General features: G+C 63.7%; 21 protein-coding genes. 4 read left to right on the plus strand and 17 right to left on the minus strand.

What is annotated here, in order from left to right; genetic code table 11:
- Both AC2VNO_RS18090 and dsbG read left to right on the plus strand, forming a co-directional pair.
- Positions 1–377: TlpA family protein disulfide reductase (locus tag AC2VNO_RS18090; protein WP_486935434.1), on the plus strand; the 377-nt coding region annotated here is incomplete at its 5' end.
- Between the two features lie 64 nt (positions 378–441).
- Positions 442–1,197, plus strand: a complete 756-nt coding sequence (dsbG, locus tag AC2VNO_RS18095; RefSeq protein WP_486935435.1) for a thiol:disulfide interchange protein DsbG — start codon at positions 442–444, stop codon at positions 1,195–1,197.
- A 9-nt stretch (positions 1,198–1,206) separates the two neighbouring features.
- Here dsbG and AC2VNO_RS18100 read toward each other — a convergent pair whose 3' ends face one another.
- The 15 genes from AC2VNO_RS18100 to AC2VNO_RS18170 form a co-directional block, all read right to left on the minus strand.
- Positions 1,207–2,526 carry an ATP-binding protein gene (locus tag AC2VNO_RS18100; protein WP_486935436.1) on the minus strand — a complete coding sequence of 440 codons (1,320 nt, stop codon included), beginning with the start codon at positions 2,524–2,526 and terminating at the stop codon, positions 1,207–1,209.
- A complete protein-coding gene (locus AC2VNO_RS18105) occupies positions 2,523–3,218 on the minus strand; it encodes a response regulator (RefSeq protein WP_486935437.1) in 696 nt (231 codons plus the stop codon). The genes AC2VNO_RS18100 and AC2VNO_RS18105 overlap by 4 nt, the downstream gene beginning before the upstream one ends.
- Before the next feature lie 147 nt (positions 3,219–3,365).
- Positions 3,366–3,779 (minus strand): DUF6691 family protein, encoded by a 414-nt coding sequence (locus AC2VNO_RS18110; RefSeq protein ID WP_228577639.1) that lies wholly within the window; start codon positions 3,777–3,779, stop codon positions 3,366–3,368.
- Positions 3,776–4,237 (minus strand): YeeE/YedE family protein, encoded by a 462-nt coding sequence (locus AC2VNO_RS18115; protein WP_228577641.1) that lies wholly within the window; start codon positions 4,235–4,237, stop codon positions 3,776–3,778. Before AC2VNO_RS18115 ends, AC2VNO_RS18110 begins: the two co-directional genes overlap by 4 nt.
- A 29-nt stretch (positions 4,238–4,266) precedes the next feature.
- The gene (locus AC2VNO_RS18120) at positions 4,267–6,039 is read right to left on the minus strand and encodes a SulP family inorganic anion transporter (protein ID WP_486935438.1); all 1,773 of its coding nucleotides are present in this window, start codon (positions 6,037–6,039) and stop codon (positions 4,267–4,269) included.
- 10 nt (positions 6,040–6,049) lie between these two features.
- Entirely contained in the window at positions 6,050–6,916 is an 867-nt protein-coding gene (locus AC2VNO_RS18125; RefSeq protein ID WP_486935439.1) for an MBL fold metallo-hydrolase, read from the minus strand.
- Between the two features lie 153 nt (positions 6,917–7,069).
- Complete coding sequence (locus tag AC2VNO_RS18130; protein ID WP_486935440.1) at positions 7,070–7,978, minus strand: MBL fold metallo-hydrolase; 909 nt, start codon at positions 7,976–7,978, stop codon at positions 7,070–7,072.
- Positions 7,979–8,049: 71 nt separating this feature from the next.
- Positions 8,050–8,697, minus strand: a complete 648-nt coding sequence (locus AC2VNO_RS18135; protein ID WP_486935441.1) for a peroxiredoxin — start codon at positions 8,695–8,697, stop codon at positions 8,050–8,052.
- A 195-nt stretch (positions 8,698–8,892) separates the two neighbouring features.
- Entirely contained in the window at positions 8,893–9,087 is a 195-nt protein-coding gene (locus tag AC2VNO_RS18140; RefSeq protein WP_486935442.1) for a YgaP family membrane protein, read from the minus strand.
- Between the two features lie 24 nt (positions 9,088–9,111).
- The gene (locus AC2VNO_RS18145) at positions 9,112–9,594 is read right to left on the minus strand and encodes a DsrE family protein (protein WP_486935443.1); all 483 of its coding nucleotides are present in this window, start codon (positions 9,592–9,594) and stop codon (positions 9,112–9,114) included.
- Positions 9,595–9,838: 244 nt separating this feature from the next.
- On the minus strand, positions 9,839–11,248 hold the full coding sequence (locus AC2VNO_RS18150) for an MBL fold metallo-hydrolase RNA specificity domain-containing protein (protein WP_486935444.1): 1,410 nt from the start codon (positions 11,246–11,248) through the stop codon (positions 9,839–9,841).
- A gap of 200 nt (positions 11,249–11,448) precedes the next feature.
- Positions 11,449–12,714, minus strand: a complete 1,266-nt coding sequence (glyA, locus tag AC2VNO_RS18155) for a serine hydroxymethyltransferase (protein WP_486935445.1) — start codon at positions 12,712–12,714, stop codon at positions 11,449–11,451.
- A gap of 132 nt (positions 12,715–12,846) precedes the next feature.
- Positions 12,847–14,262 carry a hypothetical protein gene (locus AC2VNO_RS18160; RefSeq protein WP_486935446.1) on the minus strand — a complete coding sequence of 472 codons (1,416 nt, stop codon included), beginning with the start codon at positions 14,260–14,262 and terminating at the stop codon, positions 12,847–12,849.
- 145 nt (positions 14,263–14,407) lie between these two features.
- Complete coding sequence (locus AC2VNO_RS18165; RefSeq protein WP_486935447.1) at positions 14,408–17,011, minus strand: ABC transporter permease; 2,604 nt, start codon at positions 17,009–17,011, stop codon at positions 14,408–14,410.
- Positions 17,008–17,757, minus strand: coding sequence for an ABC transporter ATP-binding protein (locus tag AC2VNO_RS18170; protein ID WP_486935448.1), 750 nt, complete (start codon positions 17,755–17,757; stop codon positions 17,008–17,010). The genes AC2VNO_RS18165 and AC2VNO_RS18170 overlap by 4 nt, the downstream gene beginning before the upstream one ends.
- Between AC2VNO_RS18170 and AC2VNO_RS18175 the strand changes: the two genes are divergently transcribed.
- Positions 17,756–18,460 carry an arylesterase gene (locus tag AC2VNO_RS18175; protein WP_486935449.1) on the plus strand — a complete coding sequence of 235 codons (705 nt, stop codon included), beginning with the start codon at positions 17,756–17,758 and terminating at the stop codon, positions 18,458–18,460. The genes AC2VNO_RS18170 and AC2VNO_RS18175 overlap by 2 nt on opposite strands.
- Here AC2VNO_RS18175 and AC2VNO_RS18180 read toward each other — a convergent pair.
- Both AC2VNO_RS18180 and AC2VNO_RS18185 read right to left on the minus strand, forming a co-directional pair.
- Positions 18,451–19,368: a DMT family transporter gene (locus tag AC2VNO_RS18180; protein WP_486935450.1), complete on the minus strand. Its 918-nt coding sequence runs from the start codon at positions 19,366–19,368 to the stop codon at positions 18,451–18,453. The genes AC2VNO_RS18175 and AC2VNO_RS18180 overlap by 10 nt on opposite strands.
- Positions 19,365–19,634, minus strand: coding sequence for an Rdx family protein (locus AC2VNO_RS18185; protein ID WP_228577669.1), 270 nt, complete (start codon positions 19,632–19,634; stop codon positions 19,365–19,367). Before AC2VNO_RS18185 ends, AC2VNO_RS18180 begins: the two co-directional genes overlap by 4 nt.
- A gap of 55 nt (positions 19,635–19,689) precedes the next feature.
- Between AC2VNO_RS18185 and AC2VNO_RS18190 the strand changes: the two genes are divergently transcribed.
- The gene (locus AC2VNO_RS18190) at positions 19,690–21,012 is read left to right on the plus strand and encodes an MFS transporter (RefSeq protein ID WP_486935451.1); all 1,323 of its coding nucleotides are present in this window, start codon (positions 19,690–19,692) and stop codon (positions 21,010–21,012) included.
- Positions 21,013–21,042: the final 30 nt, after the last annotated feature.

Consider the following 21,042-nt stretch of genomic DNA (forward strand, 5'->3'; position numbering starts at 1 on the left):
ATGGCAGCCCGATCGATCTGCCCTCGCTGGCTGCCACAGAGGGCCAGCCACTGGTGGTAAACCTCTGGGCCACCTGGTGCCCTCCTTGCATACGCGAGATGCCGGTCTTCGAGCAGATGCAGCAGGAAGCGGAGGATATTACCTTTGTCTTCGTCAACCAGGGGGAAAATGCCCGACATGTGGAACGCTTCCTCGCCGACCAATCCCTTCAACTCGATAATATCCTGCTGGACGCCACCAATGCGCTAGGCGAAGTCACCGGCTCCATGGCCATGCCGACAACGCTGTTCTACGATGCAGACGGTCAACTGAGGAGCACGCATTTCGGTGAACTGTCTCGAGCCACGCTGCTGAGCGGCATCGAGCGGCTGCGCTGAGTCAGTCTCTGTCTCCATCGGACGCCGGTGGACAATGGCGTCACATGACATCAAGGAAACCCAAATGGCTTTTCGATATAGCGTGCTTGCAACCGGATTGACGGTCCTCGCCTGTACCCCGATGGCATTTGCCGACGACTGGCCGGCACCCATCAACGCCTTGAGCGCAGAAGGCCTGGAAATACATGGCGAGTTCGAAGCCCCAGGGGGCCTTGCCGGCTTCGCTGCCAGCCACCAGGGCCGTGAAATGACCGTCTTCGTGACGGCCGATGGCCAACATGCCATTGTCGGTACCATGATCGATGCCGAGGGCAACGACCTCTCGGAGGGGCCCCTCGACGAGCTCGTCAGGGCGCCGCAGGAACAGGAGGTCTGGCGCCAGCTGGAGGCAAGCCACTGGATCCAGGACGGCCAACCCGACGCCCCACAGGTGCTGTATACCTTTACCGATCCCAACTGTCCCTACTGCCACCAGTTCTGGGAACAGAGCCGCCCCTGGGTCGAGGCCGGTCAAGTCCAGCTGCGCCATATCATGGTGGGTATTCTGCAGCAGGACAGCCCAGCTAAGGCGGCTTCCCTGCTGGGCGCAGAAGATCCGGAAGCCGCCCTTCACGAGCACAGCCAGGGTGACGCCATCGCTGCGGCACCCCAGCCACGGGATATCGAGGACCAGATCTATCGCAACAACGGCTTGTTCGACGAACTGGGGCTCTACGCCACGCCGACCACGGTCTACCGACATGAGGACCGCCTGCAGCGTGTCGACGGCATGCCGGATGAAGCGCGCCTGCTGGAGATGATGGGCGGCGAGATTCGCTGATACGACCGTTCAGGCCTCCGGCTTCAGCGGGAGGGACAGGCGGGCTTCCAGTCCGCCTGATGCTGGAAGTCGAAGATCAAGGCGTCCGCCGAAGCGTTCGGCGATAGCGTTGACGATGGCGAGCCCCAGCCCGCTCCCCTGTGCTTTGCTGGTGCGCCAGAATCGCTCGGTCATCTGCTCGAGCATTTCAGCTTCGACAGCCGGCCCGTGGTCGCGGACTCGGAAGGTGACAGCCCTGCCCTCTGCGTCTCGATCGGCATCTAGGACCACCGGGCCCTCCTCGCCGCCATGAAGCAGGGCGTTGTCCACCAGGTTGCGCAGTGCGGTGACCGCCAGCTCGCGAGGCAGGTCCAGCTTCCCCTCGGGCCACTTTCCGGGCAGCTTGAAGCGCGTAACCGGCATGCCATTATCGCGAAGCGCCAACTCCACCACCCCGGGGATGGAGCTGCATTCGCCATCCTCGAACCCTGCCCGCCCCTCTACCCGGGCCAGCATCAGCAGTTGGTCGAGAATACGGGACAGCCGTTCGGTCCCCTCCTCTGCGTGGGCCAGAGATTGCCAGGCGGCATCGCCACCTACTCGCCCGGCCACCTGCAGATGGGTCTTGATGGCGGTTAGGGGTGTCTTGAGCTCATGGGCGGCATCGTTAGTGAAGCGCTGCTCACGCACCATGGCCTGCTGAATACGCGCCAACAGGCCATTGAGCGTCTCGATGAGCGACTTGAGCTCCACCGGCACCCCATGTGTGGCCACCGGCCCCAGGGAGTCAGGGTGACGCCGTGCCAGCGACTGTCGCAGCCGAGAGAGCGGCGCCAGGCCGCGCACCACTCCCAGCCACAGTGCGACCATGCTGCCCAGCAGGGCCACGGCAAAAGGCACCACCGCGACCTTGAAGACATCCGCCAATAGGCGGTTGCGCTCGTCCATGCGGTCCGCGGTAGTAATGGTCAGACCGCCCCGCTCATAGGTGAACACCCGCCAGGTAACGCCCCCCTCTTCACGGAAGGCATGCCCGCGCTCCCCCGGCGCCAGGATTGACTCCAGGTCGGTATGGGTGCGGGCCATGATCTCGCCACTCGGGGAATGCACCTGGCAAGCCAGCCCCTCGATGGGCGGAATCGACAAGGCACGGCGGTCCGCCGTCAACCACACTTCCTCCGGTAGCTGGGCCATCAACCCCGCCACCATTCGCGCCGACTGGGCCAGGCGTTGATCGAGGGTAGCCACGAATTGCTCCTCGAGGTCACGCATCAACCAGGCTGCTGCCAACCCCCACAGCAGTGCCAGGGTCAAGCCCAGCGTCAGCAGCAGACGCGTGCGCAGGCTCATCGCTCTCTTCTCATGGGCGGCGCCTCCACCGCCGAAGGCTTGCCCAGGCGATACCCCAGTCCGCGCACGGTCTCGATCACCCGGCTGCCGAGCTTGCGTCGCAGGTGATGGATATGCACGTTGAGCGCGTTGCTCTCCACCTCGTCGTTCATGCCGTAGAGGCTGTCCTTGAGCTGGTCGGCGGAGAGCACGCTACGCGGCGATTGGAGGAAGGTCTCCAGCAGTACCAGCTCTCGTCGCGACAGCGCCACCGGCTGATCAGCCACGCTCACCTCGCGCGCGACCGGATCAAGGCACAGCACACCATGCTCCATCACTGAGCGAGAGCGCCCAGCCGCCCGGCGCAGCAAGGCATGCAATCGCGCAACCAGCTCATCCAGATCGAAAGGCTTGACCAAGTAGTCGTCGGCCCCGCCCTGCAGGCCCTGGACGCGATCCTGAACGCTGTCGCGAGCAGTCAGCACCAGCACTGGAGTGGTGCACCCCGCATTGCGCCAGGCATCCAGCAGTTCGAGGCCATCGCCGTCAGGCAGGCCACGATCCAGAATGACCACGTCGGTGGCCACCGTTTCCATAGCACTACGCGCCTCCGCCATGGTTTCCACATGGTCTGTAACGAAATCGTGTGCGCTCAGCCCGGCCAGAATGCCTGAGGCCACCAGAGCATCATCCTCGATGAGCAGAACGTGCATGAATGGAATCCTCGTCTTGTGCGCATCGTGTCATGTGCAGATTAAGCGGGGGTTAACTGCAAGAGACAACCAGGCGGGAAAGCAACGACCAGCGCCCCCACCAGCCAGGCCGGCGGGGACGCAGGACAAGGTCGTCGATAACGATGCTTAGCCGCGAGCGGGTATGGCCCGGGCCAGGAACCAGCCCGCCACCATGGCCACCAGCATGGCAAACAGCGGTGCGGTCAACCCGGCAATGGATGCGATGGCAGGCCCGGGGCAGTAGCCGGAAAGCCCCCAGCCGACGCCGAACAGGGCAGCTCCGCCGATCAATCGGGCGTCGAGATCCTGTCGCGTGGGCAACTGGAAGGTTTCCCCCATCACCGGGCGCTCACGGCGGAATACCTGCCGATAGCCGATGAAGGTCGTCACCACGGCCCCGCCAAGCACGAACATCAGCGTCGGGTCCCAGGCGCCGAAGATATCGAGGAAGCCGAGTACGCGTGCCGGGTCGGTCATGCCGGCGAGCGCCAGGCCCAGGCCGAACAGCAGCCCGGCAATGTAGCCCATTAGCGTCTTCATGCCCCACCTCCCACGACGTGCCGCATCACATAGACGGTGACGATGGCGCAGACCAGGAAGGTCAAGGTGGCCACCATCGAGCGCGGCGACAGTCGCGCCAGACCGCATACACCATGGCCGCTGGTGCAGCCGCTGCCGAGGCCGGTGCCCAGCCCCACCAGCAGGCCTGCCACCAGCATCAGGCCCACGCCACCCGCCGGCTGGCCGACGACCTCGCCGGGCGCACCAGCGACATTGCCGAGCCCGCCTCCCATCAACATGAGCAGTAGGGGGCCGCTGACCAGGCCCAGCACGAAAGCCACGCGCCAGCCGCTGTCACCCTTGGGCAGCGTGGTCACGAGGCTACCGACGATGCCGCTGATACCGGCAATCCGCCCCAGCGTGGCCATCAGCCACACGGCCGACAGGCCGATGAACACGCCACCTATCAGCCCCTGCAGGCTTGCAATCCAGTCCACTTCGTCACTCCTTCATTTCGGTGTTGAACTCAAGGAAGATGCTGCCCTGCCGCCATCGGCTCCGCTGCGCCGCAGGCTCGACCCGGTGTGGCAGGCTCCCCGCGCAGCGAGCGCCAGGCGTCGTAAGTACTCAGGAATACCTGGCCAGTCAGCTCGCGGCAGAATGGGGTATTCTTGAGCCGATCCATGACCGGCCCCTTGACCTCCGCCAGATGCAGCTTGACCTGGGCATCGCGCAGTCGGGCATTGATCACCTCCAGGCTTTCCAGCGCCGAGGCGTCGATGACATTCACTGCCTGGCACGCCAGCACGATGTGGCCAAGGCCGGGTTGGCGTGTCGCCAGCTCCATCACGGTATCCTCGAGATAGCGTGAATTAGCGAAATAGAGGCTCTCGTCGACCCGCAGGATGGCGAGCTGCGGGTCGGTCTCTACCTGATGACGCTCCACGTTGCGGAAGTGCTCCGTGCCGGGAACACGGCCCACCACAGCGCTGTGAGGGCGGCTGGTGTAATAGAGGTGCAGGGCCAGCGAGAGCCCCACCCCGGCCAGAATGCCGGTTTCGATACCGATGGCGAGCGTCACGCCGATGGTGACAAGCATGGCCATGGCGTCACACCGGGAGTAGTCCCAGGTGCGGCGGATGGCGCTGAAGTCCACCAGCGACAGGACGGCCATGATGATGGTGGCCGCCAGGGTGGCGATCGGCAGGTAGGCGATCAGCGGCGTCAACAGCAGCGCTGCAATGGCGATGCCCACCGCCGTGAAAGCACCTGCGGCAGGGGTCTCGGCACCGGCATCGAAGTTGACCACCGAACGGGCAAAGCCACCCGTCACCGGCATGCCGCCGGAAAAGGATGCTGCAATGTTGGACGTCCCCAGCCCCACCAGCTCCTGGTCCGGGTCGATTCGCTGGCGGCGTTTGGCGGCGAGGGTCTGACCCACCGAGACCGACTCCACGAAGCCGATCACACTGATCAACAGTGCCGCCATGAACAGCTGGCTCCACAGGCCGCTCTCGAACCCTGGCAGGGTCAGCGGCGGCAGTCCCGCCGGCACCTCCCCCACCACAGCCACGCCCTGCGCATCCAGGCCCAGCCCCCAGGTGGCCAAGGTGGTCACCGCCACGGCAAGGATAGGCGCAGCCTTGGTCAGCATATCCGCAGCACGAGCGGGCACGCCCAGCTTTCTCAGGCCGGGCTTGAGCCAGCGTCGTGCGGTATAGAGGAAAGCCAGGACGGAGAGGCCGATGAACAGAGTGGGCCCGTTCACCCGCTCCAAGCTGCCACCCAGGCTGACCAACAGCTCCAGCAGGTTATGGCCACCGGCCTCTACGCCCAGCACATGCCTGAGCTGGCTGGCGGCGATGATCAATCCCGAGGCGGTGATGAAACCCGAGATCACAGGGTGACTGAGGAAGTTGGCCAGAAAGCCCAGCCGCGCCACTCCCATCAGGGTCAGGATGAGCCCCGACATCAGCGCCAGAACCAGCGCCGCGCCAAGATATTCCGGCGAGCCTTGGGGGGCAACCTGTCCCACGGCTGCTGCCGTCATTAGCGAAACCACCGCCACCGGCCCGACCGCCAGGGTTCGACTGGTGCCAAACACGGCGTAGACCACTAGCGGAGCGATACTGGCGTAGAGCCCTACCTCAGGCGGCAATCCGGCCAGCATGGCATAAGCCAGCGACTGGGGGATCAGCATGATGGTCACGATGACCGCCGCCAGCAGGTCGCTGGACAAGGTGGCACGACCGTAGCCGGGCAACCATTGCAGGATCGGCAGGTAGCGCTTGGGATTCACGCGTGGAACCTCAGAACCTGTTGATCGGCACCTTGAGATAGACCTGGCCATTATCCTCGGGCGGAGGCATGTGGCCGGCACGCATGTTGACCTGCACCGACGGCAGGATCAGGCGCGGCATGTCGAGGGTCGCATCGCGCTCGGTGCGCATCTTGACGAACTCCTCCTCACTGATGCCCTCGTGTACGTGGACGTTATGGGCGCGCTGCTCGGCCACGCTGGTCTGATGCTGGTACTCCTCGCGTTCCGGTGCCTTGTAGTCGTGGCACAGGAAGAGCCGGGTTTCATCCGGCAGCGCCAGCACCTTCTGAATGGATTGATAAAGGGTACGGGCATCGCCACCGGGAAAGTCGCAGCGGGCCGTGCCGTAATCGGGCATGAACAGGGTATCGCCAACAAAGGCGGCGTCGCCGATGACATAGGTCAGGCAGGCCGGGGTATGACCCGGTGTATGCAGCACTCGGCCTTCCAGGTTACCGATGGCGAAGGTATCGCCTTCTTCGAACAAACGGTCGAACTGGCTGCCGTCACGGGCAAACTCGGTGCCCGCATTGAAGGCTTTGCCGAAGACGTCCTGTACCACGGTGATCCTGGCGCCGATGCCGGTCTTGCCACCGAGCTTCTCGTGGAGATAGGGCGCAGCGGAGAGGTGATCGGCGTGAACGTGGGTTTCGAGGACCCACTCGACGCTGAGCCCTTCACGCTGGATGAAGGCGATGATCGCATCGGCCGAACGCAAGTCGGTGCGGCCGGCGGCATAGTCGAAGTCGAGTACGGAGTCGACAATGGCGCAGGCCTGGCTCTCGGGATCCTGCACCACGTAGCTGAAGGTGTTGGTCGGCTCATCGAAGAAATGGGTCACGATCGGCTTGGACATGATTTCAACCTCAATAGAGTGGCTTCCGAGCGTTTGCCTTACAGTAGCACAAATAAGGTTATATACTTAGATTTATTTGGAATTTAGACTCCTCAAGCTCCAGCGTCACGAAAAGCAGAACTCCAGGCAAAGCCTTCCAATGCAGTAGCTGCGTTACTCCCAAGCGGCACCTTCAAGCGCATCCAGCGGTATCTTCAGGTAGCGCTTGCCATTGGCCTCGGGCTCGGGAAGCTGCCCTCCCCGGGTGTTCACCTGCAGGGAGTGCAGTATCAGCTTGGGCATCGGCAGCTCGCTGTCACGCCTGTCGCGCATCGCCACGAACTCCGCCTCGGCCATGCCGACCAGGTGAGGGTTGCGGGTGCGCTGCTCGTGGACGGTGCTCTCCCACTCGGGCTCACGCCCACCTGGCATGTAGTCATGGCCGGTAAACAGCCGGGTTTCGCCGGGCAGCGCCAGGATCTCCTGGATCGAGCGCCACAGCTGGTGCGCATCTCCACCGGGGAAGTCGGCCCGGGCAGTGCCGAAGTCCGGCTGGAAGAGGGTGTCGTGGATGAAGGCGGCATCGCCCACCACATACGTAATGGAAGCCAGGGTATGCCCCGGCGAGAACATCACCCTCGCCTCGAGCTCGCCGATGCGGAAGGTGTCGCCATCGGCGAAAAGCCGGTCCCACTGGGAGCCGTCAGCAGGGAAGTCAGGCCAGTGATAGAGCTTCTGCCACAGTTTCTGGACCTCCACCACCTTCTCACCTATGGCGGTGGGCGCCCCGGTCTTCGTTTTCAGGTAGCGAGCTGCCGAGAAATGGTCGGCATGGGGGTGAGTATCCAGGATCCACTGCACCTCGAGCCCCTTCTCCTTCACATAGGACAGCAGCTCATCGGCATGGCGTGTCGCGGTAGCACCCGACTTCTCCTCGAAGTCGTGCACCGGATCGATGATGGCGCACTTGCCGGTAGACGGGTCGCTGACCACGTACTGGATACTGGAGGTACGCGGGTCGAAGAAGCCAGCCACGTCAGGCTTGCCGGCGGCCGTGCTGGAGGAAAGGGAAAAGGTCTTCATTTGGCCTCCTTACGTAGGGACGTCGTTCGTGGCCAGTCGGCCCCGGCGCTGCCGGGGTCTGATGGCAGCTCTTACAGTGACTTCTTGCAGAAGTACCAGTCGGTGTACTCATAGCCCTGATCCTTGCGTGCCTCGGCGTCCGCATCGGTGTGCGGCGGCGGCACGATGACCGGCTCGCCCGGCTGCCACGCCTCGGGAGTCGCTACACCATGGGCATCGCTGGTCTGTAGCGACTTGACCAGACGCAGGATTTCATCCACGGAGCGGCCGTTGGTCATGGGGTAATAGAGCATGGCCCGCAGTACACTTTCAGCATCAATCACAAAGGTGGCACGCACCGCTGCGGTGTCGCTGGCGCCAGGCTGAATCATGCCGTAGGCGTTGGCCACTTTCATGTTCAGATCGGCAATGATCGGGAAGGGTATCTCGACACCGAAGTTCTGCTTGATGCTGCGCGTCCAGGCAATGTGCGCATGGATGCTGTCGATGGAGAGCCCCAACAGCTCGGTATTGAGTTCCTTGAACTGGTCGGCGCGGGTCGCGAAAGCCGAGAACTCGGTGGTACACACCGGCGTGAAGTCGGAGGGGTGGGCGAACAGCACCAGCCACTTGCCCTTATAGTCCGACAGCGACTTCATGCCGTGGGTGGTCTTGGCGGTGAAGTCCGGGGCCGGACGGTTGAGCTGGGGCATGGCTGGCTGCTGGAACTGACTTTCCATCTTCATTGCTCCTCTGTGGACGGTGTGAAGGCCTTGCCATCACTTCAGTTATAAGGTTATTTCCCAAAGAGATAAACAGCCAATTGAGGTTGCCGATGGGGCCGATAGCCAGCCCCCGCGGCGAAGATAAAAAAATGCGCCACCGCCGAAGGCGATAGCGCCGAAATGCAAGAGCGGGCGACTCCAGCCCCGGGACTACTTCCTGGATAGCTTGCAAGTATTGATACCAATCAGTTGATAGGCCGGGCAGAAGTTGAATAGCCCGGTCGCTAGCGGCAATACGCCGATCCAGCCCCAGGCGCCGACCATCCCTGTGATGGCCAAGCCAATCAATACGGCCCCGACCACGATTCTCAGGATCTTATCGATACCGCCTACGTTGCTCTTCATGCAATTCACCTCTCAAGCTGGATATCAGAAGCTAAACACGGGGATGCTCGGGTCACGCATCATCTCGGCCATCGGACCAGGGGCGGCAACGCCGACACCCTCGCGCAGGTCATCCCTCTCATGCTCACTATTGGGCAGGTAGATGGCACAAACGTCCACCTGGGCACCGTTGCCAATCAGCATCTGCAGGATTCCTTCCGGCGTCACCTGCCCAGCCGGGTTTTCGGGCGGAGTTATGATTGGCTCCGCGCTGGCATACCCTTCGACCGCCAGGTCGCCGGCCGCATCGCATAATAGAATGGAAAGATCAGTGCCTTGCTGCTGCATGGCATTGGAGAGAATCATCGCCATGCCTTGGGTTTGCAGCGAGTCACTGGTGAGGATCACCAGGGCACGCTCGCTGCTGGTGTCTTGATCACCTCCCTCGGTATGACTATCGGCCTGGGCGGTAGTAAAGATACCCACAGCTGCCATGGTGGCCAGGGTCAGGATGGACTTTGCGTTCATTTTCCTCTCTCCACAAATGCAAGGATGGTAGTGGCCTGATAGGCATAATGTTTTTTTGGAATAAACAAATTCCATATTGTCATATAAAGTATATTCGAAAATACACTGAAGGCCTGAGGCATAACGACGCACCTTGATATTAATCAAGATTAAAACGCACTAACGCCATCAAGTCAGTAGCCCTATCGTGCCCGACAGAGCCGACAAAAAAGGCCGCTTGAACGCGGCCCGGAAGGTGGTGAAGCTAGAGCTCGATACGGTCGCCGTAGGCCGGTATTTCCGCCACGATACCGCTTTCGGCCAGAGCCGTTTTGAGAACCTGTTGAGCCCCAGGCTCACCGTGAACGAGGTAGAACCTTGGATTAGCACGGAAGGCGCCGGCCCAACCGATCAGCTGGCTTTGGCCGGCATGGGCCGAGAAACCGCCGATGGTATGCACCTTGGCCTTCACCGCCAGCTCTTGGCCGAGTACGCGAACCTTTTCGGCGCCATCGACAAGTTGGCGGCCCAGCGTACCGGCCGCCTGGAAGCCGACGATGACCAGCCGGGTATTGGGGTTTTCGAGGTTATAGCGGAAATGGTGAACGATCCTGCCACCGGTACACATACCGGCCCCGGCGATGATGATCGCCCCACCGCGGATGCGATTGATCGCCATCGACTCTTCCATCGTGCGCGTCATGCGAAGGATCGGCAGATAGCGGCCGGTATCGCCGCTGGCGGCGATGTTGAGCACCTTGAGATCTTCGCTGTCGAGGCTCTTGCGGGCGCGATGGTAGAGTTCGGTGACCTTGATCGCCATGGGGCTGTCGAGAAATACCATCTGCTGTCGCAGCTGCCCCTCGTGGTATAGCACGCTGAGGTGATACAGAATTTCCTGGGTACGTCCTACGGCGAAGGCAGGAATGAGTACGTTCCCCCCGCTGGCGTGGGCTTGCTCCAGCACCTGAGCGAATTCCTCGAGGGTATCGTCGAGAGGACGGTGGTCGCGATCGCCATAGGTGCTCTCCATCAATACCACATCGGCTTCAAAGAGCTTCTCGGGCTCCTTCATCAGAACCGAACTCGGGTTGCCCAAGTCGCCGGAAAAAACGATCCGCTTCGTCTGCCCACCGGAAGGTACCGCCAGCTCGACGATACCCGAGCCCAGAATGTGGCCGGCATCGCGAAACACCAGCGTAACATCGCCGGGCAATTGAACGGGTTGGCCATAGCCGTGGGTCTTGCAGAGCGCCAGAGTGCGCTCCACGTCAGCCATCTCATATAGCGGCTCGATCAGCGGCTTATCGTTGCGCTTGCGCCACTTGTTCTCCCATTCGACATCCTTGGCCTGGATGAAGGCGGCGTCCTCAAGCATGATCTCGAGCAGATCCCGAGTGCCGCGTGTGCAGTGAATCGGGCCGCTGTAGCCTTCCCGAACCAGCTTGGGCAGCAGCCCGGCATGATCCAGGTGGCCGTGAGAAATGACCACGGCATCGAGCTGCCTCGCTAAGGCGCCGAAGGGCTTTGCATTGGCCTCGTCGGCACTCTTTCCACCCTGGTGCAGCCCGCACTCGAGCAGCAAGCGGTAATCGCGGTCGCTATGCGTCACCTCGAGAAGGTAACGCGAACCGGTGACTTCCCCTACCGCCCCTTGAAACGTCAATGTCGCCATATGCCCCGCCAAATCCGATTGTCTGCATCAAGCATAACGGAAGGCGAGCCCCACGGCTGAACCGAAATAGTGGCCCCGGTCAGGTTTATCGAACGGCTTCATCTTGACCGGTCGTCGCCGCTGCAACGAAACGCCCTGCGCCGTCAAACGGCGCAGGGCGAAGAGGACTTTAGCGTTAGCCAACGGCGAGTGAAAAAGCGTCAGCGGTAGACCGGGAAACGGGCGCAGACGGCTTCGACCTTTGCCTTCACCTCGTTTTCGATGTCGGCGGTATCCTCGCTCTTGGCCATGACGTCGAGGATGTCGCAGATCCAGCCGGCCAGCTCGCGACATTCACCTTCACCGAAACCGCGAGTGGTCACGGCCGGGGTGCCGATGCGCAGACCTGAGGTGACGAACGGGCTCTGCGGGTCGCCCGGCACGGCGTTCTTGTTGACGGTGATGTGGGCGCGACCCAGGGCAGCGTCCGCATCCTTGCCGGTCAGGCCCTGCTTGATCAGCGAGAGCAGGAACAGGTGGTCCTCGGTGCCGCCGGAGACGATGTCGTAGCCGCGCTCGATGAATACGCCGGCCATGGTCTGGGCGTTCTTCACCACCTGCTGCTGGTAGGTCTTGAAGCCGGGTTCCATGGCTTCCTTGAAGCACACTGCCTTGGCGGCAATGACGTGCTCCAGCGGACCGCCCTGGCCGCCCGGGAAAACCGCCGACTGCAGCTTCTTCTCGATCTCCTCGTTGCCTTCGGCGGAGAGGATCAAGCCACCGCGCGGGCCGCGCAGGGTCTTGTGCGTAGTGGTGGTCACCACGTGAGCGTGGGGCAGCGGCGTGGGATAGACGCCCGCGGCCACCAGCCCTGCAATATGCGCCATGTCGACCAGCAGGTATGCCCCTACTTCATCGGCGATCTCGCGGAACCGGGCCCAGTCGATGATCTGTGAGTAGGCGGAGAAGCCGGCAATGATCATCTTGGGCTGATGCTCGCGAGCCAGGCGGGCCACTTGCTCGTAATCGATGCGGCCGCTCTCGTCGATGCCGTACTGCACGGCGTTGTAGTGCTTGCCTGAGAAGTTCGGCTTGGCGCCATGGGTCAGGTGCCCACCCGCATCGAGGCTCATGCCCAGCACGGTGTCACCGGGCTTGACCAGTGCCTGGAACACGGCGCTGTTGGCCTGCGAGCCGGAGTGCGGCTGGACATTGGCGTAGCTGGCAGCGAACAGCTGCTTGGCGTAATCGATGGCCAGCTGCTCGACGATGTCGACGTACTCACAGCCGCCGTAATAGCGCTTGCCGGGGTAACCTTCCGCATACTTGTTGGTCAGCTGGCTGCCCTGGGCTTCGAGAACGCGAGGGCTGGCATAGTTCTCGGAAGCAATCAGCTCGATGTGCGCCTCCTGACGAGCGACTTCCTTCTGCATCGCATCGAACAGGGCATCATCGAAACCGGCAATCGTCATGTCACGGCTGAACATCGGCGGGAAACCTCGCATCTCGGGGAGAATCAGGATGCGCCATGATACCCCAGCCCATGGCGGCTTTCACTTGAAAGGCCGTCATGGGTTGGTGCAGAAATTCTCATGCTGGGTTTAGTGGCAAGAGCTGGATCAACGAGTTTCGACTTTGATGCTGAGCTTGCTGGGCAGCCCCAGCGGGTCGTTCATATAGTTGGCAATGGAGCTTTCCGCAGGAAGGGTCATGCGCACGTCCAGGTGCTGCGCGCTGCCCTCCAGCAGACTCACCAGCCCCACCAGCATGGCCTGCACCTCAGGGCCGAACATCAGGCCGAAGCCCTGGGCCTGGGTGCGTGCCTGATCGATGTACTGAGCTTCGGTAACGCCTTCCATCGCGGCTCCCAGGGTGGCCAGGCGGGCGAATAGCCCCTGATTGGACAGGCTCATGCGGATGTCGCCGCCCAGCAACGTCGCGGTTTGCAGCCAATCCATACCGCCGAAGGCGTCGCTGGGTGCCACCCCTGGCGGCAACAGTACCGGCAGATTGATGTCCAGCAACAGACCCAGGGCATCGTGGATATCGACTCGGCTATCGCTGATCAGCACGCTGTGCCCGCCCTTCTCCTGCCAGCTGCCGAGGAAGGCGGCATCGAGTTTCAGCTCACCGCTGCCACCGGTAAGCACGTTGCTGACCATGCGCAGCTCGGTGCGCTCGTCCTCGGGGGCGAGCTCGATCATGCGTGCCAGATCCAGGCGCAGGCCTTCGACACGCATCCCACCCTTGCCGTCGGCGAAATCGCCATCGACATCGAACAGCGCCAGGCTACCCGCCAGTTCGCTGGTCTCCATGACCAGGTCGCGCAGCACCAGTGAAGCGAGCTTCTCCTCGCCCTCGCTGTCGATCCCGGTCAATTCCTCGAGGCGTAGCGAGGCCAGAGTGAAGGATCCCGAGCCGAACTCATCCAGCTCGTCGAAGGTGCCGGCGACACCGGTTATCTCCAGCATGCCGATGGCCTCATGGGACAACGACTCGCCGCGCAGCTTGTCGATGGTCATGCGGCCCTGACTGGTATCGAGGGGGGTATCGAAGAAAATCTCCTCGGCGAGCTCCGAGGCCAGCTCGAGCACGATGCCGTCGATGGCAAGAGTGCCGACACGCACCTCTGCGGGGTCGAGTTCCTCGTGAAGCGGAAACACCGCCCGAGACGGCTCCCCGAGCACCATACGCTCGATACTCATCAGGGTAAGTGCCGTTAGGCTATCTTCGATGCGAATGCCTTCCAGGGTGACTTCATCGGGAGCATCGTAGTCGCCGCTGACGATGTAGCGGTCGATCAGCAGGCGCTCGCCCTCATGGGCCTCGAAAACGATATCCTCGGCGGTCAGGCGTGAGCGCAGCATGGCGCTGGAAACATCGCCGATCGAAAGGCTGCCGCCTTCACTGAACAGTGCACGCAGATCGGCCTCGAGGCGCTGCGTATCTGCCACAGCGGCGCCACTAGCCCCGAAAAGCGCCATGAAGGCCAGGGTGTGCCCGAGACGGATCGCCCGGGCTTGGTTGTTCGGCATTGACGCCACCTCCTTTGCATCGCAACGGTTGGTAGGAAGGTGGCAAGGGACGCCGCGCCACGTTCGCGTTTACATAGTGTAACCGCTTTCCCGCAGCGCGCGGTGGCTTCGACCTCGGCGTTCAAACGTCGAGGCCGAAGCTGGATCAGGCCTCGCCCAGCAGCCCCAGGCTCGCCGCCGGGGCCTGTTTGCGCAGCCCCCGCGACAGTGCGTGGCCAATGGCACCGATCAGCAGCGCACCGCCCAAGGGCAGCACGATCCATAACCACGGGTGAAGCCGTGGCGCCAGATCGAGCCAGGCCACATAGATGCCCGCGGTAGCCAGTTCCGCCAGCAACGCCCCCATCAGGCCGCTGGCCAGGCCAAGGATGGCGTACTCGGCCCCTTGGACGCGTGAAATCAGGCTTCCACCGGCACCGAACACCCTCAGCAGCCCGCTTTCGTGTGCCCGTGCCGGACGGCTGGCGGTCAATGCCGCGTAGAGTACGCTCACCCCGGCCAGCAAGACGAAGCCCAGAACCAGCTCCACGGCACGGGTCACCTGAGTGACGACATCACGTACCTGGGCCAGGATGGCATCGATGTTGAGCAGAGAGACGCCGGGGAAGCGCTGCACCAGTTCACGCAGCGTCTCGCCCTGCCCGGCATCGAGATGGAAGGCGGTAATGAAACTATGCCCGAAGCGCTCCAGCACGCCAGGCGGGAAGATGACGAAGAAGTTGGGACGAAAACTGTCCCAGTCGAGATTACGCAGGCTCGCCACCTCGCCGACGATCTCCTCGCCGCCGATGGTGAAGGTCAGTCGATCTCCCAGCGACAGACCCAGGCGTTCGGCCAGGCCATCCTCCAGCGAGATCGGCACGACAGCCCGGGCTGGCTCGGTCGCCACCTCACCCAGCCAGCCATTCTCGTTCGCCGCACCCTCGAGCACATCGAACCACTGGCCGGCCACCACTCGGTTCCCCTCCGGCAGTTCGGCCTGCCAGGTGAGATTGAGTTCGCGGCGCAGCGAGCCATCCCCGCGGGAATCCACCGGTACGGCCTCACGGGCCGGCTCATCGTTGATCTCGGTCAGCCGTCCTCTCACCATCGGGTAGAGCGCCGTACGGTCGTCGGCGTTGGCCTCGAGCGTCTCGATGAAGGCCTCTCGCTCACCTGGCTGGATATTGATGGCGAAGTAGTTGGGCGCATCCTCGGGCAGCTGATCCTGCCAGGTCGTGAGCAGGTCACCCCGCACCATGGCGATCATGGCCATGGCGAAGAAGGTCACCGAGAACGCCAGCAGTTGCCCCAGGCTCGCGGAGCGCCGGCGCGCCAGCTGACGGCCGCCCAAGCGCAAGGCCTGAGCCAGCTCGCCGCGCTTGCCTCCGCCCTGAGGCAGGCGCCCGGCAACACGCAGCACCATGCCGAGCAGCAGGCTGCCAAGCCCCCACAGCACCACCAGCATGATCAGTCCCCCGACCAGCAGCGAGGCCGCCAGACCGAAGTCGCCGGAGTAGAGCCACAGCAGGCCGCCGAACACCAGGCTGGCCACCAGCACCACCAGCCAGGCCGAAGCTGGCAGAGGGTCGAGTTCACGACGCAGCACCTTGAGCGCGCTGACCCGTTTGAGGCGCAGCAGCGTGGGTCCGGCGAAGCCGACCAGCACTGCCAGCGCCGTCAACACGCCGAGCCACAGCGGTAGCCAACCCGGCGGCGGCAGGGTGAGCGGCAGGAAGGCGGCAAGCAGCGCCAGCAGTGCCGCCTGACCGGCCAGGCCCAGCAGCGCCCCGAGCAGCGATGCCGCCAGGGCCAGCCACAGCAGTTGCAGCGCGAACAGCCAGGTCAGATCGCGCTGGGTGGCGCCAAAGCAGCGCAGCAGCGCTGCGGTATCGAGATGGCGCTCGACATAGCGCCGCGTGGCCATGGCCACGGCTACACCGGCCAACAGTACGGCTGCAAGCCCCGCCAGGCTGAGATACTTCTCGGCACGCTCCAGGGCATTGCCGAGCCCCGGTCGGTCGCGTCGCACATCGCGTACTTCGACTCCGTCGCGGCTGAGCCTGGCAAGCAGCGGCGCCAGCTGATCGAGGGCCTGAGGCGGGCCGGCAGCAAGCAGCTCGAACTCCACCCGCGCCCCAGGCTGTACCAGGTTGGTGGTCTCGAGGTCGTCGAGATGGATCATCAAACGCGGGTTGAAATTGCCGAACCCCGCCGACTGGTCCGGCTCCCGTTCGACCAGCCCGGTCACCGTCAGCTCGCCCTCGCCCACCTGAATGCGATCGCCCAGCTCCGCTTCGAGCAGCAGCGCCAGGCGCGGCGCCAGCCATGCCTCGCCGGGCGCCGGACCGTGGGCCACGGTTTCGATGCCCTCGCCGCGATCGACGTGAACTTGGCCATAGTGAGGGTAGACACTGTCGACGGCCTTGAGGCTGGCCGGCTGAAAGGCGTCACCAAAGCTGACCATGGTCACCATGTCGACCTGATCGCTCAGCGTTAGCCCGGCCTCTTCCAGGGTGGTGCGCAGCTCTTCGCTGAAGGGGCGACCCTGCTCGAGGACCAGGTCGCCGCCGAGCAGCTGGCCGGCCTGCCGGGTCAGCCCGCGGTCGAGACGATCGAGGAAGAAACCGATCATGGTCGAGGCGGCCACTGCCAGCGCCAGCGCGACGAACAGGGCGCGAACGTCGTTGGCACGCAGGTCGCGCAGCAGGCCGCGAGCGGAAAGCCGCAGCAGCTTGCTGCCGGATGCCTGTGTGGACGACGAACTCATGCATTCACCTCGTCGCGCACGAGCTCGACCAGCCGGCCCTCCTCCAGGCTCATGCAGCGATCGCAACGGGCAGCAAGAGCGCGGTCGTGTGTCACCAGTACCAGGGTGGTGCCGGACTCGCGATTGAGCTGAAACAGCATATCGATGATGCGCCCGCCGGTGGCCTGGTCCAGGTTGCCGGTGGGCTCATCGGCAAATACCAGCTCGGCGCCGGTAACGAAGGCCCGCGCCAGCGCCACGCGCTGCTGCTCCCCGCCCGAGAGCTGCTTGGGCAGGTGATCGAGCCGTTCACCGAGCCCGACCCGGGTCAGCCAGTCGCGGGCTCGGGCATCGGCCCCGGGCAGCGGCGAGAGTTCCAGCGGCAGCAGGACGTTCTCCAGGGCCGTCAGAGTCGGCAGCAGCTGGAAATTCTGAAACACGAAGCCAACCCGACCGGCCCGCAATCGGGCGCGTCCATCCTCGTCGAGCTTGGCCAGCGATTCGCCGAACAGCGAGAGCTCGCCGCCGCTCGGCTGGTCCAGGCCCGCCAGCAGACCGAGCAGGGTCGACTTGCCTGCTCCGCTCTGGCCCAGGATCGCCACGCTCTCCCCAGGGAACACTTTGAGATCCAGACCACTCAGAATGGTGAGCTGCCGCTCGCCGCTCACCACCTGCTTGTTCAACTGACGAGCGTGTAGAATCGGATTGGCGTCGCGCTCGGTAGCGGTGGCAGACAACACAGCATCTTGAGTCGAGGAGTCGGACATGGTGAAAGGTATCCCCTTGGGTTTGGTAAGCGTATGGCTCGCACGCTGGCGTTTGCAGTGTGCAGGTCTTGCCGGATGCATGCTACTTGCCCTGGGCTTGACGGCAACGCCGAGTCCGGCAGCGGAACGGCCTACGCTACTGGTCATGGGCGACAGCCTGAGCACCGCCTACGGCATCGAGCAGGAAACCGGCTGGGTCACCCTGCTCGAGGAGCGGCTGGCAGGCAGTACCCGTGTCATCAATGCCAGCATCAGCGGTGAGACCAGCGGCGGCGGTGCCAGTCGGCTCCCCGAGCTACTCGGACAGCATGACCCGGACATCGTTCTGCTTGAGCTGGGCGGCAACGACGGCCTGCGTGGCCTCCCCCCTGCCCAGCTCGAGGCCAATCTGGCCGGCATGATCGAGGCCAGTCAGGCCGCCGGCGCCGAGGTGCTGATTCTGGGTATCGACATTCCGCCCAACTACGGGCAGGCCTATCGCCGCGCCTTCGGCGACGTCTTCACGCGCCTGGCCGAGACCTACGATGCGCCGCTGGTACCCTTCCTGCTGGAAGGCGTGGCCCTCGAAGAGGGCATGATGCAGGACGACGGGATCCACCCCACCAGCCAAGCCCAGCCGATCATTCTCGACAATGTATGGCCGGTACTCGAACCGCTGCTGGAGAGCAACGGCGTAGAGCTGGCCGACATCGCTCACGAGTGACCCTCCGTAGGGCTCTTCTGCCACTGCTGCAGCCCCAATCCGCCGAGAATGAGAGCCAGCCCGACCAGGGTCGATGACAGGATCGGTTCCCCTACCACCAGATAGAGCAGCAGCAGCGACACCGGCGGCGACAGAAAGATCAGGTGGGAGACCCGCGCCGTACGCGATACTCGATGCATGGCCAGTTGCCACAGCACGAAGGCAACGCCCATTTCGAACAGACCGACGTAGACCCCGGCCCCCAGCGCCGCCCAGCCGGGCCAGGCGAAGCCGGGGCCAAGCAGCATCAGCAGCGTGAGCACCGGCAGGCCAACGCCGAAGTTCTGCCATTGGGCCACCAGCGGCGGGCGCCGGTCGCGCACGTTGAGAAGCCAGTAGAACGCCCACAGCAGCGTCGATGCCAGCGCCAGCGCCACGCCAAGAGGATCGGCGAAAGCCACGTCGAAGACCTGGCCGCGGGTGGCGATCACCCATACCCCGGTATAGGCGACCAGTCCCGCCAGCACGTCGATGCGCGTCAGGCGCTGACCCAGCAGTGGCACCGCCAGAAAGGCCATGGCCAGCGCCCAGGTGTAATTGAGCGCCATGGCTTCCTGGCCCGGCAGGCGGTCATAGGCACCGAACAGCAACAGATAGTAGGCCACCGGGTTCATCAGCCCGGCCCAGGCGGCAGTACGCCAGCCTCGGCGCAGGGCCTCGCCCAACAATCCCTGCCGCACCACCAGGACTCCCATGAACAGCCAAGACACCAGCGAGGCCAGCCAGATCAGCTCGAGCGGCGTCATGTAGGTCAAGGCCAGCTTGAAGGCCGTCGCCACGGTTGACCACAGCGCCACCGCACCCAAGCCGAAGAGAATCGCCTGGCGATCCAGATCGCGAATCTCAGCGCTCGTCGGCGTTGCCTTCATCGGTCGATATGGCCCAGGTCACGGTTGGGATCGAGCCGATCGCGAACCCGCTGCTTGAGCTGCTTGCTGTCGGGGAAGCCGCCGTCGCGCTTGCGCTCCCATAGCGATTCGTCGTCGTAGAAGATTTCGAAATAGCCGCCATGGGAAGGCACCAGCGCGACCTCCTTCAACTCCTCGCCGAAGGTGGAGAGCAGCTCCTGTGCCAGCCAGGCGCTGCGCAGCAGCCATTGGCATTGGGTGCAGTAGTGGATGCGGATACGTGACATGTCGGCAACCTGTCGCAACAATGGAAACCGAGATGATAGCAGCCAAGGAGCCGGGATGAGCGAGCGCGAGATCGGCCAGTCGCGTCTGTACGAGTGGCTGACGGGAGATGAAGACAGCCGCATGTGCAAGGACATCTCCGATGAAGCCTGCGATGAGCAGCCCCGCAATTTCTTCCTCCACCTGTTCGCAGCGCTGGGCAACAAGCTGGCCGATGAACTCTCCAGCGCCCGCCTGGTACTGCCCTGGCTGCTCGGTGTCATTGGCGCGCCACTGTGGATGGTCGGGCTGCTGGTGCCGATTCGCGAGGCAGGGGCGCTGCTGCCTCAGCTATTCGTCGCCGGCTTCATCCGTCTCAAGCCGCAGCGCAAATGGGTGTGGGTCGCCGGCGGCTGCCTCCAGGCACTGGCAGCCTTGGTCCTGGCGCTGCTCGCCGTGTATGGCCAGGGCAGCCTTGGCGGCGCCCTGGTGCTGACAGCCCTGGTGGCGCTTTCGCTGGCCCGCGGTCTCTCATCCATCGCCACCAAGGACGTGCTGGGCAAGACCATCGCCAAGCGGCGCCGCGGCAACCTGATGGGCTGGAGCGGCAGCGTGGCGGGTGCCGTCACCCTCGCAGCCGGCGGTGTACTGATGCTGTTCGAGGATCGGCCCGGCGAGCTGGCGTTGGCAATCCTGCTCGGCATCGCCGCGCTGGGCTGGGCCGTAAACGCCGCGTGCGCTGCACGCATCGCCGAGATGCCGGGAGCGGTGGAAGGGGGCGAGAACGCCTGGGACAGCATCAAGCTGGGCCTGCATCTGATGCGTGAAGACCGTGGTTTCCTGCACTTCAACCTTTCACGCTCGCTGCTGCTGGCCAGCGCCCTGGCCCTGCCCTACGTCGCCGTACTCGGCCAGCAGCAAAGCGGTGCCGAGCTGGGTGGCCTGGGTATCCTGATAGTGGTCTCGGGCATCGCCGGCATGATCGCGAGTCCGGTATGGGGCAAACGCGCCGACGCTTCCAGCCGTACCGTACTGCGCGACACAGGCCTGGGGGCGGCGGTGTGCTGCCTGCTGGGAGCCGCCATTGCCTGGCTGCCGGGCGAGTGGAGCAGCCAGGTTTGGCCCTATGCCCTCGTTTATGCTCTGCTGGTCGTCGTGCATGCCGGGGTACGCCTGGGGCGCAAGACCTATCTGGTCGACATGGCCGGTCAGGACCGGCGAGCACTCTACGTTGCGCTGTCCAACACCATCACCGGAGTGATGATGCTGGTGGTGGGCGGCATGACGGGGCTGCTGGCCCAATGGCTGGGAACCGATTGGCTACTCGTCTTTCTGGCCGTGATGGCATTGGCGGCAGCCCTCTCTGCCACTCGCCTGCCGGAAGTCGAGCAGGAGACATGACGGCGTATCGATCTGGCGTCGGCTGGCTAA

The organism is Halomonas sp. TH-94, assembly GCF_057473365.1.

Excerpts from the sequence above, each read along its gene's own strand:
- AC2VNO_RS18125 (WP_486935439.1), bottom strand. The coding sequence starts at position 6,916 with ATGTCCAAGCCGATCGTGACCCATTTCTTCGATGAGCCGACCAACACC.
- AC2VNO_RS18160 (WP_486935446.1), bottom strand. The coding sequence starts at position 14,262 with ATGCCGAACAACCAAGCCCGGGCGATCCGTCTCGGGCACACCCTGGCC.
- AC2VNO_RS18140 (WP_486935442.1), bottom strand. The coding sequence starts at position 9,087 with ATGAAGAGCAACGTAGGCGGTATCGATAAGATCCTGAGAATCGTGGTC.
- dsbG (WP_486935435.1), top strand. The coding sequence starts at position 442 with ATGGCTTTTCGATATAGCGTGCTTGCAACCGGATTGACGGTCCTCGCC.
- AC2VNO_RS18165 (WP_486935447.1), bottom strand. The coding sequence starts at position 17,011 with ATGAGTTCGTCGTCCACACAGGCATCCGGCAGCAAGCTGCTGCGGCTT.
- AC2VNO_RS18135 (WP_486935441.1), bottom strand. The coding sequence starts at position 8,697 with ATGGAAAGTCAGTTCCAGCAGCCAGCCATGCCCCAGCTCAACCGTCCG.
- AC2VNO_RS18175 (WP_486935449.1), top strand. The coding sequence starts at position 17,756 with ATGGTGAAAGGTATCCCCTTGGGTTTGGTAAGCGTATGGCTCGCACGC.
- AC2VNO_RS18130 (WP_486935440.1), bottom strand. The coding sequence starts at position 7,978 with ATGAAGACCTTTTCCCTTTCCTCCAGCACGGCCGCCGGCAAGCCTGAC.
- AC2VNO_RS18180 (WP_486935450.1), bottom strand. The coding sequence starts at position 19,368 with ATGAAGGCAACGCCGACGAGCGCTGAGATTCGCGATCTGGATCGCCAG.
- AC2VNO_RS18110 (WP_228577639.1), bottom strand. The coding sequence starts at position 3,779 with ATGAAGACGCTAATGGGCTACATTGCCGGGCTGCTGTTCGGCCTGGGC.
- AC2VNO_RS18170 (WP_486935448.1), bottom strand. The coding sequence starts at position 17,757 with ATGTCCGACTCCTCGACTCAAGATGCTGTGTTGTCTGCCACCGCTACC.
- AC2VNO_RS18190 (WP_486935451.1), top strand. The coding sequence starts at position 19,690 with ATGAGCGAGCGCGAGATCGGCCAGTCGCGTCTGTACGAGTGGCTGACG.
- AC2VNO_RS18100 (WP_486935436.1), bottom strand. The coding sequence starts at position 2,526 with ATGAGCCTGCGCACGCGTCTGCTGCTGACGCTGGGCTTGACCCTGGCA.
- AC2VNO_RS18145 (WP_486935443.1), bottom strand. The coding sequence starts at position 9,594 with ATGAACGCAAAGTCCATCCTGACCCTGGCCACCATGGCAGCTGTGGGT.
- AC2VNO_RS18185 (WP_228577669.1), bottom strand. The coding sequence starts at position 19,634 with ATGTCACGTATCCGCATCCACTACTGCACCCAATGCCAATGGCTGCTG.
- glyA (WP_486935445.1), bottom strand. The coding sequence starts at position 12,714 with ATGTTCAGCCGTGACATGACGATTGCCGGTTTCGATGATGCCCTGTTC.
- AC2VNO_RS18105 (WP_486935437.1), bottom strand. The coding sequence starts at position 3,218 with ATGCACGTTCTGCTCATCGAGGATGATGCTCTGGTGGCCTCAGGCATT.
- AC2VNO_RS18150 (WP_486935444.1), bottom strand. The coding sequence starts at position 11,248 with ATGGCGACATTGACGTTTCAAGGGGCGGTAGGGGAAGTCACCGGTTCG.